15 protein-coding genes are annotated in these 14,783 nt (G+C 32.7%); all 15 read right to left on the bottom strand.

Features of this window, described 5'->3' with window-relative positions; genetic code table 11:
• Nucleotides 1-55: 55 nt before the first annotated feature.
• A complete protein-coding gene (gene rpoD / locus AC1RPN_RS02190) occupies nucleotides 56-1,195 on the bottom strand; it encodes an RNA polymerase sigma factor RpoD (protein ID WP_409022492.1) in 1,140 nt (379 codons plus the stop codon).
• 14 nt (nucleotides 1,196-1,209) lie between these two features.
• Nucleotides 1,210-3,060: a DNA primase gene (gene dnaG, locus AC1RPN_RS02185; protein WP_481761357.1), complete on the bottom strand. Its 1,851-nt coding sequence runs from the start codon at nucleotides 3,058-3,060 to the stop codon at nucleotides 1,210-1,212.
• 192 nt (nucleotides 3,061-3,252) lie between these two features.
• Complete coding sequence (glyS, locus tag AC1RPN_RS02180) at nucleotides 3,253-5,328, bottom strand: glycine--tRNA ligase subunit beta (protein WP_481761358.1); 2,076 nt, start codon at nucleotides 5,326-5,328, stop codon at nucleotides 3,253-3,255.
• A gap of 1 nt (nucleotide 5,329) precedes the next feature.
• Nucleotides 5,330-6,247 (bottom strand): glycine--tRNA ligase subunit alpha, encoded by a 918-nt coding sequence (glyQ, locus tag AC1RPN_RS02175; RefSeq protein ID WP_409022489.1) that lies wholly within the window; start codon nucleotides 6,245-6,247, stop codon nucleotides 5,330-5,332.
• A 270-nt stretch (nucleotides 6,248-6,517) separates the two neighbouring features.
• Nucleotides 6,518-7,309, bottom strand: coding sequence for a DNA repair protein RecO (recO, locus tag AC1RPN_RS02170; protein WP_481761411.1), 792 nt, complete (start codon nucleotides 7,307-7,309; stop codon nucleotides 6,518-6,520).
• Between the two features lie 64 nt (nucleotides 7,310-7,373).
• Nucleotides 7,374-8,279 carry a GTPase Era gene (era, locus tag AC1RPN_RS02165; RefSeq protein WP_409022487.1) on the bottom strand — a complete coding sequence of 302 codons (906 nt, stop codon included), beginning with the start codon at nucleotides 8,277-8,279 and terminating at the stop codon, nucleotides 7,374-7,376.
• 43 nt (nucleotides 8,280-8,322) lie between these two features.
• Nucleotides 8,323-8,727, bottom strand: coding sequence for a diacylglycerol kinase family protein (locus tag AC1RPN_RS02160; protein WP_409022486.1), 405 nt, complete (start codon nucleotides 8,725-8,727; stop codon nucleotides 8,323-8,325).
• Nucleotides 8,705-9,190, bottom strand: a complete 486-nt coding sequence (ybeY, locus tag AC1RPN_RS02155) for an rRNA maturation RNase YbeY (protein ID WP_409022485.1) — start codon at nucleotides 9,188-9,190, stop codon at nucleotides 8,705-8,707. The genes AC1RPN_RS02160 and ybeY overlap by 23 nt, the downstream gene beginning before the upstream one ends.
• Before the next feature lie 107 nt (nucleotides 9,191-9,297).
• Nucleotides 9,298-9,741: a GatB/YqeY domain-containing protein gene (locus AC1RPN_RS02150; protein ID WP_409022484.1), complete on the bottom strand. Its 444-nt coding sequence runs from the start codon at nucleotides 9,739-9,741 to the stop codon at nucleotides 9,298-9,300.
• Nucleotides 9,742-9,758: 17 nt separating this feature from the next.
• On the bottom strand, nucleotides 9,759-9,947 hold the full coding sequence (rpsU, locus tag AC1RPN_RS02145; RefSeq protein WP_057973588.1) for a 30S ribosomal protein S21: 189 nt from the start codon (nucleotides 9,945-9,947) through the stop codon (nucleotides 9,759-9,761).
• Between the two features lie 198 nt (nucleotides 9,948-10,145).
• The gene (locus tag AC1RPN_RS02140; RefSeq protein WP_409022483.1) at nucleotides 10,146-11,036 is read right to left on the bottom strand and encodes a deoxyribonuclease IV; all 891 of its coding nucleotides are present in this window, start codon (nucleotides 11,034-11,036) and stop codon (nucleotides 10,146-10,148) included.
• Between the two features lie 105 nt (nucleotides 11,037-11,141).
• The gene (locus AC1RPN_RS02135) at nucleotides 11,142-11,951 is read right to left on the bottom strand and encodes an ABC transporter permease (protein WP_409022482.1); all 810 of its coding nucleotides are present in this window, start codon (nucleotides 11,949-11,951) and stop codon (nucleotides 11,142-11,144) included.
• Between the two features lie 18 nt (nucleotides 11,952-11,969).
• Complete coding sequence (locus tag AC1RPN_RS02130) at nucleotides 11,970-13,145, bottom strand: CDP-glycerol glycerophosphotransferase family protein (protein WP_481762404.1); 1,176 nt, start codon at nucleotides 13,143-13,145, stop codon at nucleotides 11,970-11,972.
• A gap of 24 nt (nucleotides 13,146-13,169) precedes the next feature.
• Nucleotides 13,170-14,045: a YitT family protein gene (locus tag AC1RPN_RS02125; protein ID WP_409022480.1), complete on the bottom strand. Its 876-nt coding sequence runs from the start codon at nucleotides 14,043-14,045 to the stop codon at nucleotides 13,170-13,172.
• Between the two features lie 149 nt (nucleotides 14,046-14,194).
• A complete protein-coding gene (gene msrA, locus AC1RPN_RS02120) occupies nucleotides 14,195-14,716 on the bottom strand; it encodes a peptide-methionine (S)-S-oxide reductase MsrA (protein ID WP_409022479.1) in 522 nt (173 codons plus the stop codon).
• Nucleotides 14,717-14,783: the final 67 nt, after the last annotated feature.

Raw genomic sequence — 14,783 nt, 5'->3', positions numbered from 1 at the left:
ACTAAAAAAGGACCATTATAAAACAGGTTTCGTTTTATAATGGTCCTTAAATTTTTTATTCTAAGAAATCTTTTAATTGTTTTGAACGAGATGGATGGCGTAGTTTACGTAATGCTTTAGCTTCAATTTGACGAATACGTTCACGTGTCACTCCAAACACTTTACCAACTTCTTCAAGTGTTCTTGTGCGACCATCATCAAGACCGAATCTTAAACGCAGAACATTTTCTTCACGATCTGTTAATGTATCAAGAACATTTTCTAGTTGCTCCTTCAAGAGTTCATAAGCCGCATGGTCAGCTGGACTAGTTGCATCTTGATCTTCAATAAAATCACCTAAATGTGAATCATCTTCTTCACCAATTGGTGTCTCTAATGAAACAGGTTCTTGAGCAATTTTTAAAATTTCACGAACTTTTTCGGCTGGCATAGCTGGCATATCCATTTCAGCACCAATTTCTTCAGGAATTGGTTCGCGAACAAGTTCTTGTAATAATTGGCGTTGAATTCTGATTAATTTATTAATTGTTTCAACCATATGAACTGGAATTCTAATTGTACGTGCTTGATCAGCAATAGCACGTGTAATTGCTTGTCTAATCCACCATGTCGCATATGTTGAGAATTTAAATCCTTTACGATAATCAAATTTCTCAACAGCCTTCATTAATCCCATGTTACCCTCTTGAATTAAATCAAGAAATTGCATTCCACGACCAACGTAACGTTTAGCAATTGAAACAACTAAACGTAAATTAGCTTCTGCCAATTTTTGTTTTGCTTCTTCGTCGCCTTCTTCAATTTTTAATGCTAAAGCAACTTCTTCTTCAGCTTTTAAAAGGTTAACACGACCAATTTCTTTCAAATACATTCTAACTGGGTCATTAATTTTTATTCCAGTTGGTGCTGATGTGTCTTTTAAAGCTTTCTTTGTAACTTTTTCAGCTGCTTTTAAACTATGTTCACTTGGGTTTCCCTCTTCATCAACAACAGCAATACCAGCATCTGCGACTTTTTGAAGTAATTTATCCATACGATCAGCATCTAAATGGAATGGTGTTGCTAGTTCATCTGTTAAATTATCATACTTAATTTCTTTTTTTACTTTATATTCCTTGATCAACTTCGTTTGTGCTTTTTTAAAGCCTTTTTCGTCAAATTCTGATTCTTCAACTTTTTCTACTTTTTTTACCATTAATAATTCCTCCCTTAGATGGATGTTCGTGGTACTTGTTGTTTTTGATATAATGCAATTAACTTAACTGATAATTCATTGGTTAGTTCTGTATTGCCAAGACGATTTGCTTCCATAAGATCTGATCGAACTTGATTAATTGATTGTTCCATCGGCGAATCATTCATAATGACGGACACACAATCATCAAATTCATCCTCTGAAGACTCTTCTGCAACTGTCATCAGCTCTATTTGCATTAAAAATCTCTTTGAAGACTCTTCTGGCAAGTAATCTAAAAAACTAGCAATTTCATATTGCTCATGTAATTCTAAATAGCCTTCAGCTAACGTATATATTAACTGATAACTATCATGAACAAAACTAAAATCATCAATTGATCGAATTTTCAGCCAAGCTGTATGATCATGTAATATACGATAAAGCAATAATCTTTCAGCTCTTTCAACACGATCAATTTTTTCATCGCTCATGACCTCTGAGCGATTTTCTACAGGTGGTTCATCTGTTCGAACCCTTGGAACTTGATTAACTTGTTGCACTACTTTTGGTTGAACGGCAACTAAATCAATTAACTGTTGTCTTAGAATTCCTTTATCAATTTTAAATTCATCTGCCAACTGATTAATATAAATATCTTGCTCAAACGGCGTTTTAATTGTAGTTAAAACTTGTAGTACTTGATCAATATAATCAATTTGCTCACTTTCATTTTTTAAGTTTTTATTTCGTTTCAAAAAATTCATTTTGAATGAAATAACCGTCTCTCGAGCAGAGTGAGCTAACTCCAGAAACGCTTCTTTACCATTTTTTTTAACAAACTCATCAGGATCCATACCGTTAGGAATGGCTAGCACGCCAACTTTCATTTTTGTCTGATTCGCTAGCAGGTTCAAAGCACGATTTGTTGCATTTTGCCCGGGTTCATCCCCATCATAACAAATATTTAATTGTGATGTTGAACGTTCTAACAAATAAATTTGTTCATTTGTTAAACTTGTTCCCATAGAGGCGACACCATTTTTAACTCCAGAGCGGTATGCTGCTAAAACATCCATAAATCCTTCGAACAAAATAACATTTCCTTCTGTCCGAATTTCTTTTTTTGCCAAATCGTAATTAAATAGAATCTCTCTTTTATTAAAAATAGGCGTTTCAGGACTGTTTAAATATTTAGGTAATTCTTTATTTTTTTCAAGCAGACGACCTGAAAAGGCAACAACTTGACCATTTTGATTTCTAATCGGAAACATCACTCGATCAATAAATCGTTCACGCAAATCACCTGTTTGATTTTCAATAAATAGTCCAGACTGCCTTAATAATTGATAGTCTACTTTCTTTTCCTTAAAAAAATCTTGTAAGACCGATTTCCCAGGCGCAAATCCAATTTGGAAAGTTTTGATAATTTCATCCGTTATACCACGATTATGCAGGTAATCTAATGCCTTTTGACCCATTTCTGTATTCATTAAAATGTGTTGATATAATTTAGCACCGTCATCATGAATTTGCTTTAACTGACGATTTTCAGTTGATTCTTGTGTCCTTGCTGACTGAGATTCAGAATATTTACTATCGATATCCATTCCTGAAAATTCTGCAACTTTATTGACAGATTCTGGAAAGCTAAGTCCCTCTAGCTCAATTAAGAACTTAAAAACATTCCCACCTCTTCCACAGCTAAAACAGTGAAAAATTTGTTTCTCTTCGCTTACAGAAAATGAAGGCGTTTTTTCTTCATGAAATGGACATAAACCCATAAAATTACTACCAGATTTTTTTAATCCGACATACTGACTAATGATATCAGTAATATTCACACTAGTTCGCACCTGTTCAATTACGTTTTCGGGTATTCTCATTCCAACTACTCACCTCCAAAACTAACGATACGAAGTTACCTATATTTTGAGTACCCATAATAATAGCATTTATTTGACATAAATACAATTATTAGCTTCAAGTAATAGACACTTTTGTCAAATATGACTATTCTGATTCTATTACCAAACAAAAAAGGAATTTATCTTCACAGATAAATTCTCATTTTTATATTACTTAATATTTAATTTACTTAAATTACCTAATTTTGAACTCATCTTAGCAATTAAACTCAATTGATTTAAGCGATTATTTTTAATTTTTGTATCATCAACCATAACCATTGTCTGGTCAAAATAATTTTCAATTAGCGGACGAATCTCGCTTAATGTAGTATATAACTTCTCTGACGTTAAATCTGCCAACTGACTTTGGATTATTTCAACTCGTTCAAATAAATCTTTTTCAGCAGTATTATCTAATAATACTTGTTCAACAACTAGATTAGTTGCCTCATTTTTATCTGCTAGCTTTAATACACGATTGATTGCTTCAACGGTCTCCTTGAAATCCTTATCATTTTTATGATTTTCTAAGGTTACAGCGGCCTCTGACATAACTAATAAATCTGCATCTGTACTTTCAACAACACTTTCAATTACATCATAACTGACGTTTTTATTTGAAAGCCATTGCTTCATACGATCATTAACAAAACTTAAAATATCTTTATCATTTTCGCCAACAGTCATCTTGGTAAATAAATCTGGATGTATCGTTGCCAATTCCTTAATATCGTTCAGTACCTCAAGTGGTGAAAAATGCCACTGACGATCTTCAACAATTCTAACTATCCCAAACGCTTGACGACGAAGTGCATAGGGATCATTTGATCCAGTTGGAATTAATCCAACTGAGAAGAAACTTGACATGCTGTCCAACTTATCAGCAATTGCTAAAACTGCACCAATTTTTGATTTAGGTAGTTCGCCATCAGCACTAATTGGCATATAGTGTTCAGAAATTGCTTGTGCAACAGTTGGATTTTCGCCCATTAGCAAGGCATATTTCTCACCCATAATTCCTTGAAGTTCAGAAAATTCTCCAACCATCCCTGTTACCAAATCAAATTTATAAATTTCACTTGTTCTTTGTAAAAGAGATAATTCATGGTCATTTAAGCCAAGGCGTTTACCAATGATTTGTGCCATTAATTGAACACGTTCCATTTTTTCAGACATTGATCCAATTTTATCATGGAATGTGACATTTTTTAATCGCTCTACATAATCATTAATCGTTTGTTTTTGATCTTCTTGGTAGAAAAATGCAGCATCTTCCAATCGTGCTGTAAGAACCTTTTCATTGCCTGCTTCGACGTTAGCAATGTTAGCTTCTGTCCCATTACGAACTGAGACGAACATTGGTAAGATTTCATCGTTTTGGCCACGCACATAAAAGAATCTTTGATGGTCTTTCATTGAAGTCATTAGAACAACATCAGGAATATCTAAATATTTCTTATCAAAATGACCAGAAAATACTGTTGGATATTCAACTAAATTGTTAACTTCTTCCAAAAGATCCTCATCAAGAATAATATGCCAGTCTTGATTATTTTCAAGATTAGTAATTTGTGTTCTAATCATTTCTTTTCGTCTATTAGAATCAACGATTACATATTGTTCTTCTAATTTTTTAACATACTCTGTTACTGAGGCTAAATCTACAGCTTCTCCTAAAAAACGATGGCCTTGCGTTTGGCGGCCAGATTTAATATTTAAAATACTGAATGGAATAACGTCACTATCAAGTAACGCAACTATCCAACGAATTGGTCTAACATATTTAAAGTCATAATTTGCCCAGTGCATCATTGTTGGGAATGTCATCGCTTCAATCACATCTTTAATCTGAACCAAAATATCTTTGGCAGATTTACCAGCGATAAATTTATTTACATAGACATACTCAACGCCTTTTAATTCTTTAAACGTTATATCGTCTGTTGTTACTCCTTGTCCACGGACAAAGCCTTTTGCAGCATTAGACCAATTTCCTTCATCATCCATGGCAATTTTCTTTGCAGGTCCTTTAGCTTCTTCTTGAATATCTGCTTGTTTATCAGCCAAACCAGTCACTTCAACAGCTAAACGTCTGGGTGTTGAGAATGCCTTTATTTCGTCAAATGATAACCGTTGCTCTGTTAAAAAGTCACCTACACGTTTAGCCAATTGATTTTGGCTAGGTGTAACAACATGAGCAGGAATTTCTTCTAACCCAATTTCTAATAAAAAGGAATGTGTCATCTTATTTATCCTCCTTTAATAATTTACTACGAAGTTTTTCATCTTTTAGTAATGGGTAGCCTAATTTTTTACGCTCCTGTACGAAAACTTTAGCAATTGATTTAGCCATATTTCTAATTCTTGCTAAATATCCAGCACGTTCAGTAACAGAAACGGCTCCTCGAGCATCTAATAAATTAAATGTATGACTACATTTTAAAACATAATCGTATGCCGGATGAACTAACCCATTGGCAATCTGTTTTTTGGCTTCTGTTTCATATACATCAAACAAATTAAATAACATTTCTTGATTGCTTTCTTCAAATGAATATTTAGAATTTTCATATTCTGGTTCTTTAAATATGTCGCCGTACATGACCCCATCAGCCCATTCAAGATCATAAACACTCTCAACATCTTGAATATATGAAGAAAGGCGCTCTAAACCATAAGTAACTTCACTAGTGACGGGATGTACCTCTAATCCACCAACCTGTTGGAAATAAGTAAATTGTGTAACTTCCATACCATCAAGCCAAACTTCCCAGCCAACACCAGCACAACCCATTGATGGGTTTTCCCAGTTGTCTTCAACAAATCGAATATCATGTTCAGCTGGATCAATACCTAATGCACGCAAACTATCCAAATATAAATCTTGAATATTTGCAGGAGATGGTTTCATCACAACTTGAAATTGATGATGTTGGTACAAACGATTGGGATTTTCGCCATAACGACCATCTGCAGGACGTCTTGAAGGTTCAACGTATGCAGCATTCCATGGTTCTGGTCCAATTGCACGTAAAAATGTGTAAGGGCTCATAGTTCCAGCACCTTTTTCTGTATCATAAGCCTCCATTAACATACAACCCTGATCAGCCCAGAATTTTTGTAATGTCATAATAATATCTTGAACAGCTAACTTTTTTGACATAGTATTCCTCCTTATTTTTAAGCACAAAAAAACCTATGCAGTCTTATAGACCACATAGGGACGATTTTAATATCGCGGTTCCACCCTACTTCTGGTTCAATTCAACCAGCAGCTTCATTAACAAAGGACTCCGAAAATGCCAATAAAAATAATTAATTACTTAGCTTGCACTAATCCTAAGTTCGCTTTAATAACTATTCTTACCCTTTTTCATCATAATCCCGCTATTTATTTCTCTATAATCATAGTTTAGAAATAAGTATTTGTCAATTATATTTCAGTATTTTTCTTTAATGAGACTGGCCAAGAACTGATTCCATCGATAAATTTTTTACTTTTCAAATTTAATCCAACACTATTATCATAAATAACATCAATAATACGACGTAATTCCTTTTTGGTACTCTCAGCAACCTTGATTGAATTTAATTTATCAAGATTCACTACAGAAAATTGTCTCAAATAAAAAATTGTTTTTTGAGTAGCATGAAGTCGATTATTATCAAGATACCAATGTTTAGAACACAGTAGCCCACCGTAAGATTCTGAATAATCAAATTCTCCCTGCGTTTCGCCACCAACTGCACAGACCTGCAATTGAGGCTGTACACCAAAAACTGTTAATAGCTGAATTTCAATAATATTTGTAATAATTTCTGGATCAAATTCTTCGTTAATCAATCGAATTGCTGTCACAACTTTTCGGTACCAAACAGAGATGGGTTCGTTATCTTTGAATGCAGCATCAATTAAACTAAAAATATAAATGGTATAAGCATTACTGATTATATCCTGTGAAATCGTTTGAAATTGTTCAAACTCTTTAGCAGTATTAATAAATGATAATCCGTTGTCATTTATACTCCCACTGTAAGTTCCGATTGTAAATGGTAGTAAAGCAGCAGATAATTTGAATCCTCGTTTTCTAGCACCTTTAATAAAAAACATTTTTTTACCATAACGATCGGTTAAAAATTTCACTAAAAGATCACGTTCTTTATATTCTTTACGATAAAGTAAAATCCCTTCAAAATCTGCATTATTCTGAACGATACTATGCATCCCCTTTCCATGAGCAAATAAAAATCGGAACAAAAATTATCTTGTTCCGATCATTAGTTACTTCTTAATAGTCATCTTCACGGTAACCAAATGCTTTTAAATCAGTCTGTTTATCTCGCCAATTTTTTTGAACTTTAACCCAAAGTTCCAAATAAACGCGATCACCAAGCATCGTTTCGATATCTTTTCTAGCTTTAACACCGATATCTTTTAACATTTTACCACCTTTACCAATAATAATACCTTTTTGCGTTGGACGTTCAACGATAATTGTTGCAGAAATGTGCAATTTTTCTTCGTCCTCTTTTTTTATATCTTCAACCAAAACGGCAACTGAGTGAGGAACTTCTTCTCGTGTTAATTGTAAAACTTTTTCACGAATTAGTTCACCCATAACAAAACGTTCTGGATGATCTGTAATTTGATCTTCTGGGTAAAACTGGGGTCCTTCAGGTAATTCACTAATTAATGAATCAACAAGCTCATCGACGTTATTTCCTTTAAGTGCTGAAATTGGGAAAACTTCTTTATAGTCCAAAGATTCTCGATACGTTTCCACAATAGCTAATATTTCATCAGGGTGAATTTGGTCAATTTTATTAATAACCAAATAAATTGGTTTCTTAGTATCTTTTAATCGATCAATAATAAAATTATCTCCTGGTCCACGTTTTTCTGTTGCATTAACCATAAATAAAATAGCATCAACTTCACCAAGTGTTGAAAGTGCTGATTTGACCATAAAATCACCTAAACGACTCTTTGGTTTATGAACACCAGGTGTATCAATAAAGACAATTTGTGCATCATCTGTTGTATAAATACCTTGAATTTTATTTCTGGTCGTTTGTGCCTTATCACTCATAATAGCAATTTTTTGACCCATAACATTGTTTAAAAATGTTGATTTTCCAACATTTGGTCGTCCTAAAATTGCCACAAATCCTGAATGAAACTTTTTATTTTGCATTAATTAATTCTCCTCTTATTTATGTACCTTTTATTATAATTGACTAATCAAAAACTAATTCTAACAGTTGTGGGATAAAAATAAGACATCCAACAATCATCGCAAATAGTGCCGAAAGTAAGACAGCAGCAGCTGACATATCTTTAACTTTTTTTGCAATCTCATTATATTTATGACCAGTTGTCAGATCAACCAGATTCTCTATAACTGTGTTCCAAACTTCATTAATAATAACCATACTAATGCTAAGAGCTAGCCATAGCCACTCTGTTTCAGAAATTTGAAAAATTGCCGCACAAATAGATACTAGTATCATCATGGCTACATGTTTTTTCATATTTCTTTCTTCTTTAAAAACCGTAACAAGGCCATCTAGAGAATGTCCTAGTGACAACAAAAATGTTCGATTTTTTTTAACTTGGCGCTTATCGTTTAAGGCCATAAGCATCTAATATCTCTGTTTGTAATCCAAACATTTCTTTTTCATCTTCAGGTTCCATATGATCGTAACCATTTAGGTGTAAGAACCCATGGACTGTCAAAAATCCCAATTCACGTTCATAAGAATGACCATAATCAACTGCTTGTTCAGCAACTTTTTCAGTTGAAATCATGATATCACCGATATTTTTAGCAATTTCAGGCATATCCATACCTTCATCATCAGGAAAAATAATTGGCATATCATCTCCATCTTCTTCGATTGCGAAGCTGATGACGTCAGTTGGTCTATCTACATTTCGATATTCACGATTAATTTTGTGAATTTCTTCATTATTCATTAAAGTAACTGACATTTCTGTTTCATCAGGTAATTTTATTTTCTTACCCGCAAAATTAAGAATTTCTTTAATTAATGTTATATTTTTTTCTGGTTCTGCCTTAGTGTGGTCAAAAATTTCTAAATCCATAATAACCCTCTTTAAATTCGTTTTATATGTCCCAAAGTTACTCAACTCAAATAATAGCATAAAAAAAAAGGAACTACAATTCAAGTTGAATTGTAATTCCTTTTTCGCTAATTTAATAATGATTTAACTGTCTCACTTATAACCTTACCATCAGCGCGTCCCTTAAGTTTAGGAATAACCGCACCCATGACTTTTCCAAAATCAGCTTTTGATGTTGCACCAACTTGTGAAATAACTTCTTTCACGACATCAGTAACTTCTTCAGCTGATAATTGTTCAGGTAAATATTTTTCGACAATTTTTATTTCCATATCAAGATTTTCTAAAAGATCATCTCGACCGGCATCTTTGAATTCTGCATAAGATTCTTTGCGTTGTTTTAACTCGCGAGCCAATAAAACAGTTTCATCATCAACTGATAAATCATGACCTGCTTTAATTTCTTCGTTTGTAACAGCTGCTTTAAGCATTCTTACAGTACTTAAAGTTTGTTTGTCTTTTGCTTTCATCGCTTGTTTTAAATCGTTATTAAGTGTTTCTAATAGACTCAACGTGATTCCTCCCTAGACTAGAAGCGTTTCTTAGTTGTTTTACGCTTTCTTGCTGCTTCGGATTTCTTCTTACGTTTCACACTTGGCTTTTCATAGAATTCGCGTTTACGGTATTCTTGTAATGTACCTGTTTTAGAAACGGAACGTTTAAAGCGACGAAGAGCATCATCGAGAGATTCGTTTTTACGTACGACTGTCTTTGACATAGATATCCCTCCCTCCGAGCTTGAATGTAACCGTCTTTTTATGCATTAAGTTGCATCGTCGAACTGTCCTTGTTCATTATAACTAAAGTCTTTATCGCCGTCAATAAATCTTTTATAAAATATTTGAGATAATACAAAAAATATACTTTTTTTTAACAAATTAAGCATAAATCAATTGATCTAAATCAATAAACAGCTTTAATTTAACCCAAGTTCCGTTAATAGATTAGGATTAAAGGTATTTTCTTTAAACATCAAAATTTCTTTTTGATATGGTGATTGTTGATTTTTTTTATCTACACCTACATATGGTGTTTCTAATATTTTAGGTACCTTACTAAATCTTTCGTCATGTACAATACTATTTAATGCATCAAACCCAATTTCACCAAAGCCAATATTAGCATGTCTATCTTTATGACTTCCTTGAACATTTTTTGAATCGTTAATATGAAAGACTTTCAATCGATCAATTCCAATAATATCATCAAACTTTTCTATAACAGATTCAAAGTCATCTTTAATATTATATCCAGCATCACTAGTATGACATGTATCAAACGTAACAGATAATTTATCATTCAACTTCACACCATCAATCATTTGTGCAATCTGTTCAAATGTTCGTCCAACCTCTGTACCCTTGCCCGCCATTGTTTCAATAGCAATTTGAATTTTTTGGTCTGAAGTCAAAACTTCGTTTAATCCTTCAATGATATGTTTAATTGCAGCTTCATCTCCCGCACCTACATGAGCACCAGGATGGAGAGTCATTTGAGTAGCACCTAATGCTTCGGCCCTATCTATTTCAGCTTTCAAAAAATTGATTGCAAATGTAAAATTCTCTGGTTTAACTGTATTTCCTAAATTGATAATATAAGGGGCATGAACAACTATATCACTTAATCCATGTTCCACCATAAAGGCTTTACCTTTTGGAATATTCATCTCTGAAATATCTTTTCGCCTTGTATTTTGAGGTGCTCCCGTATAAATCATAAATGTACTTGCTCCATTATTCGAAGCCTCTTCGGCGGAACCAAGTAACATATCTTTTCCCTTCATACTAACATGTGATCCTATCAACATTATCCTTACCCCTTTTCGCATTTTAACTTGATTGTATTATAACATTGATTATAAAAAAAGATTTAGAATACTCACCTGACAGGAAGTTTTCTAAATCTTTTATATTTAAATTAAATCAACAAAATGAGCTCTAAATTTATAGTGTAAATGTGATCCTATTAAGAGGAACATTAATGTGATTGACCAAAATAGTAATAGTTGTGTTGGATTATTAAAAAACCAACCTTCGCTCAAGAAAGTTTCTCTAAACCCTGCGACTAAATAGTTAAACGGATTTATTTGTAGAATTCTAACAAAAACTTTAGGAAAACTACCAGAATTTAAATTGAATAAAATACCTGACATGTAAAATAAAACCCTCATAATCGATTGGAGTGCTATATAGTAATCACGAGCTAAAATTGAGATGGTTGAATTAAAAATACCGAAAGCAAATAAAAATGCAATCATACAGATAAAATAATAAATGTACTGTAACCAATACAAAGTGGGCGTTACACCTGATAATAATAAAACAATAATACTAAAACCGAACATAACCCAATACGCAGTCATTTGACTGACCATACGAATTGTTGGTAGTACGCTAACTGGAAATTTCATTTTAGCAACTAATCCAACTTTTTCATAAACACTACGAGACATACCAAGTACACTAGAATTCATAAACAACCATGGGGCGATACCCACCATCATCCAAGCAAAATAATTAACCCCATCTATCTGTTGTCCAGCGTGCAAGGCAACACCGAAAACAAGATAGTAAATACCAATTTGAATCATTGGGTTTAAAAACTCCCATGCAATTCCTAAATAATGACTTTGGTAACTTGCTCGATCTTCATATTTTGAAACTCGAAATATAATTGGTAAATTTTCAAATTGTTCTTTTATAATTGAAATAACTTTTTTCAATGTATTGACGCTCCTTATTTAAGTAAAATAATAATCTAGAACACGCTCTGTCGCATGCCCATCATTAGATGTATTCCATAATAAATTAAATGTTGCTAATTGTCTATCACTATTTTTGAATTCTTTATAAGTAGCAACTAGTTCACTCATTGTTTGCACAATCGGTCCTGGTACCCAGTTATTAAAATCCGATTGAATCCCAATACTACTTTCATAATTCTTTAAATCAAAACAATAGAATAAAACTCGTTCAGCGTTTGGCAATAAACTGAAATCAAAAATAACCGATGAATAATCTGTAATTAAACAATTTGTGATGACCAACAATTCTCCAGTTGTGTATTCATCCACCCATAAAATATCATTATTCTTAGATAATAATTTTTTAAAGGCAAGCTCTTTGTCCTTTAAATGCGGATGTAATTTAATAATTAACTTAGTTTCATCATTTAATAATTCTTGAATATTAGAAAAATCATCTGGTATTTCTAATATAACTTCCCCATTTATATCTTCTCTATATGTTGGTGCGTATAAAATGATTTTTTTCTTAATTAAGTCTGGGTGGCTACTAAAAATATTTTTTTTTGTTAATTTTATCCAATTGCTATCTTTAAATTTATCTGTAGCAGGGTATCCAAGTTCTAAAATGTGATTATCAGAAACATGATAACTTTTCTTAAATACTGACCCCATTTTAGCTGACGCTACAATAAAATCATCAAATTGATTATAGACAGATTGAAATCGTTTTTTATCTTCAGCTGATCGATCAGCTGTCTTAGGCTCATCCCAACCAAACGATTTAATTGCCCCATTTGCATGCCAAAGTTGAACAATTTTGGTTGTTTTTTTTGTATGCATTGTGGCTAAAAAAGCAAAATAATTATCGACAAAAATTAAGTTACTCTTAGAAATCAGAGGGATTAAATTTAATACGAAAGAAATATTTTCAGTAAATATTTTGGTTTCAATATTTAAGTCTTCGATATTCTTAATTTCTAACTTCATAGAAGGTCGATAAAAAATGATTAAATGTTGATTATTATCTAAACATCTTTGATTTAATTTCCGAATGAAGTCACTATTACCACCGAAACTCATTAAATAGCTGATATTAGTACTTTTTTTAGAGAAATTCAGTAACGAAAATAGTCTGATGAGAAATAAGTAGATTATCTTTTTAATTTGCATAACTTATTAATCCTTTAGTTTTATTTATAATGCTTGCTCATAAAAACGTCCCCATATCTGAACGTTTTCTGAGATACTAACAAATGCGACCGGGTCTGACTCTTCCATTGCATCATGTAATTCATTTTGTTCATATCTCGAAATAACGGTAATTAAAAGTGTCTTATCATCATGATGATAAGCACCCTCAACATCGTTAACAATTGTGATTCCACGACGCATATGATTTTGTATTGAATCAATCACACTCTTAGGACGACTCGTCACAATCATAACTTGCATTTTTTGTTGTCTTGTATAAACCATATCCATGACTCTAGCATTAACAAATAATCCCAATGCAGAATAAAAAGCATATGGCCAACCATAAATAAAACCGGCTGCTAGAACAATAAAAGCATTAAAAATAATATTAATAGTTCCAATACTTTTACCTGTTTTCTTTTTAATTGTTAAGCCAATAATATCTAATCCACCAGTTGAAATTCCATTTCTAAGCGCTAATCCAGTACCAAATCCATTAACAGCTCCACCAAATATCGCGCAAATAATAGGATCCGTTGTTAACGTTACTGGCGTAATTGCTTTGATCATAATACTTGAAAATACAACTGCTAGAAAAGTAAACACAGTAAAACGGTGACCAATTTTATTCCAAGCCAAAATGAACATTGGTACATTTAAAAGAAATAAGAGTAACGCAGTCGATATTTGAAATGGTGCATATCGACTAAGGAGGGTTGCTACTAATTGCGCTAACCCCGTAATACCAGAGGCATATATTTTTCCTGGTGTCCAAAAAAAGTTCATCGCAACCGAAACTAATATCGCATATATAAATGCTGTTGAAGCTTTGGCCGCGTATGAATGTTTCTTAAAAATTTGTTGCAGATCGTCCATGATCAAAAAACCTCACATTTCATTTTAACAAGTTACGAATATTATACCATTCATTACGGTCAGATACAGTTAGACATTTACTTATCAAGTAAATCTTAATCTATACAAAAAGAGTCTTTTCAAAATTCATTCGAAAAGACTCTTTTAACTTATTTAGATTTCCAGACAGATTGTTTAAATTGATTCCGTCCACCGTTTTCTTCCATAGCAAATCTTCTTGGATTCTTTTTATAAAACTCTTGATGATAATCCTCAGCAGCATAAAATGGACCTGCATCTTCTATAGTTGTAACAATTGGTTCTTTGAATCTATGACTATCAATCAATAGTTGTCTTGAAGTTTCCGCAATTTTTCTTTGCTCATCATTTAGTGTATAAATCACTGGGCGATATGAACTACCCCTATCTTGAAATTGCCCCATCGCATCAGTTGGATCTGTTTGTTGCCAATATATCTCAACAAGCTGAGCGTAATTAATTTTTTTAGGGTCAAATGTTATCTCAACTGCCTCAGTATGCCCCGTTGTTTCAGATACAACATCTTCATATGTTGGATTTTTAGTGTGTCCTCCTGTATATCCAGATACGACATTTAAAATTCCTGCTTGTTCTTCAAACGGTTCAACCATGCACCAAAAACAACCACCAGCGAATATTGCTTTTTCACTCATTATCATCATTCCCCCTCTTAATATATGATAATAATAAATCACTTAACATAATATTGATATTTTTATG

It is taken from the genome of Dellaglioa sp. CoH-57-MRSF-20 (genome assembly GCF_056781955.1).
Note: the sequence above shows the minus strand (reverse complement) of the source record. Positions and strands in the feature narration are given on the sequence as shown.

What these genes read in the sequence shown, in the direction of transcription:
- rpoD (WP_409022492.1), bottom strand. Translation starts at nt 1,195, where the DNA reads ATGGTAAAAAAAGTAGAAAAAGTTGAAGAATCAGAATTTGACGAAAAA.
- dnaG (WP_481761357.1), bottom strand. Translation starts at nt 3,060, where the DNA reads ATGAGAATACCCGAAAACGTAATTGAACAGGTGCGAACTAGTGTGAAT.
- glyS (WP_481761358.1), bottom strand. Translation starts at nt 5,328, where the DNA reads ATGACACATTCCTTTTTATTAGAAATTGGGTTAGAAGAAATTCCTGCT.
- glyQ (WP_409022489.1), bottom strand. Translation starts at nt 6,247, where the DNA reads ATGTCAAAAAAGTTAGCTGTTCAAGATATTATTATGACATTACAAAAA.
- recO (WP_481761411.1), bottom strand. Translation starts at nt 7,309, where the DNA reads ATGCATAGTATCGTTCAGAATAATGCAGATTTTGAAGGGATTTTACTT.
- era (WP_409022487.1), bottom strand. Translation starts at nt 8,279, where the DNA reads ATGCAAAATAAAAAGTTTCATTCAGGATTTGTGGCAATTTTAGGACGA.
- AC1RPN_RS02160 (WP_409022486.1), bottom strand. Translation starts at nt 8,727, where the DNA reads ATGCTTATGGCCTTAAACGATAAGCGCCAAGTTAAAAAAAATCGAACA.
- ybeY (WP_409022485.1), bottom strand. Translation starts at nt 9,190, where the DNA reads ATGGATTTAGAAATTTTTGACCACACTAAGGCAGAACCAGAAAAAAAT.
- rpsU (WP_057973588.1), bottom strand. Translation starts at nt 9,947, where the DNA reads ATGTCAAAGACAGTCGTACGTAAAAACGAATCTCTCGATGATGCTCTT.
- AC1RPN_RS02140 (WP_409022483.1), bottom strand. Translation starts at nt 11,036, where the DNA reads ATGTTGATAGGATCACATGTTAGTATGAAGGGAAAAGATATGTTACTT.
- AC1RPN_RS02130 (WP_481762404.1), bottom strand. Translation starts at nt 13,145, where the DNA reads ATGCAAATTAAAAAGATAATCTACTTATTTCTCATCAGACTATTTTCG.
- AC1RPN_RS02125 (WP_409022480.1), bottom strand. Translation starts at nt 14,045, where the DNA reads ATGGACGATCTGCAACAAATTTTTAAGAAACATTCATACGCGGCCAAA.
- msrA (WP_409022479.1), bottom strand. Translation starts at nt 14,716, where the DNA reads ATGAGTGAAAAAGCAATATTCGCTGGTGGTTGTTTTTGGTGCATGGTT.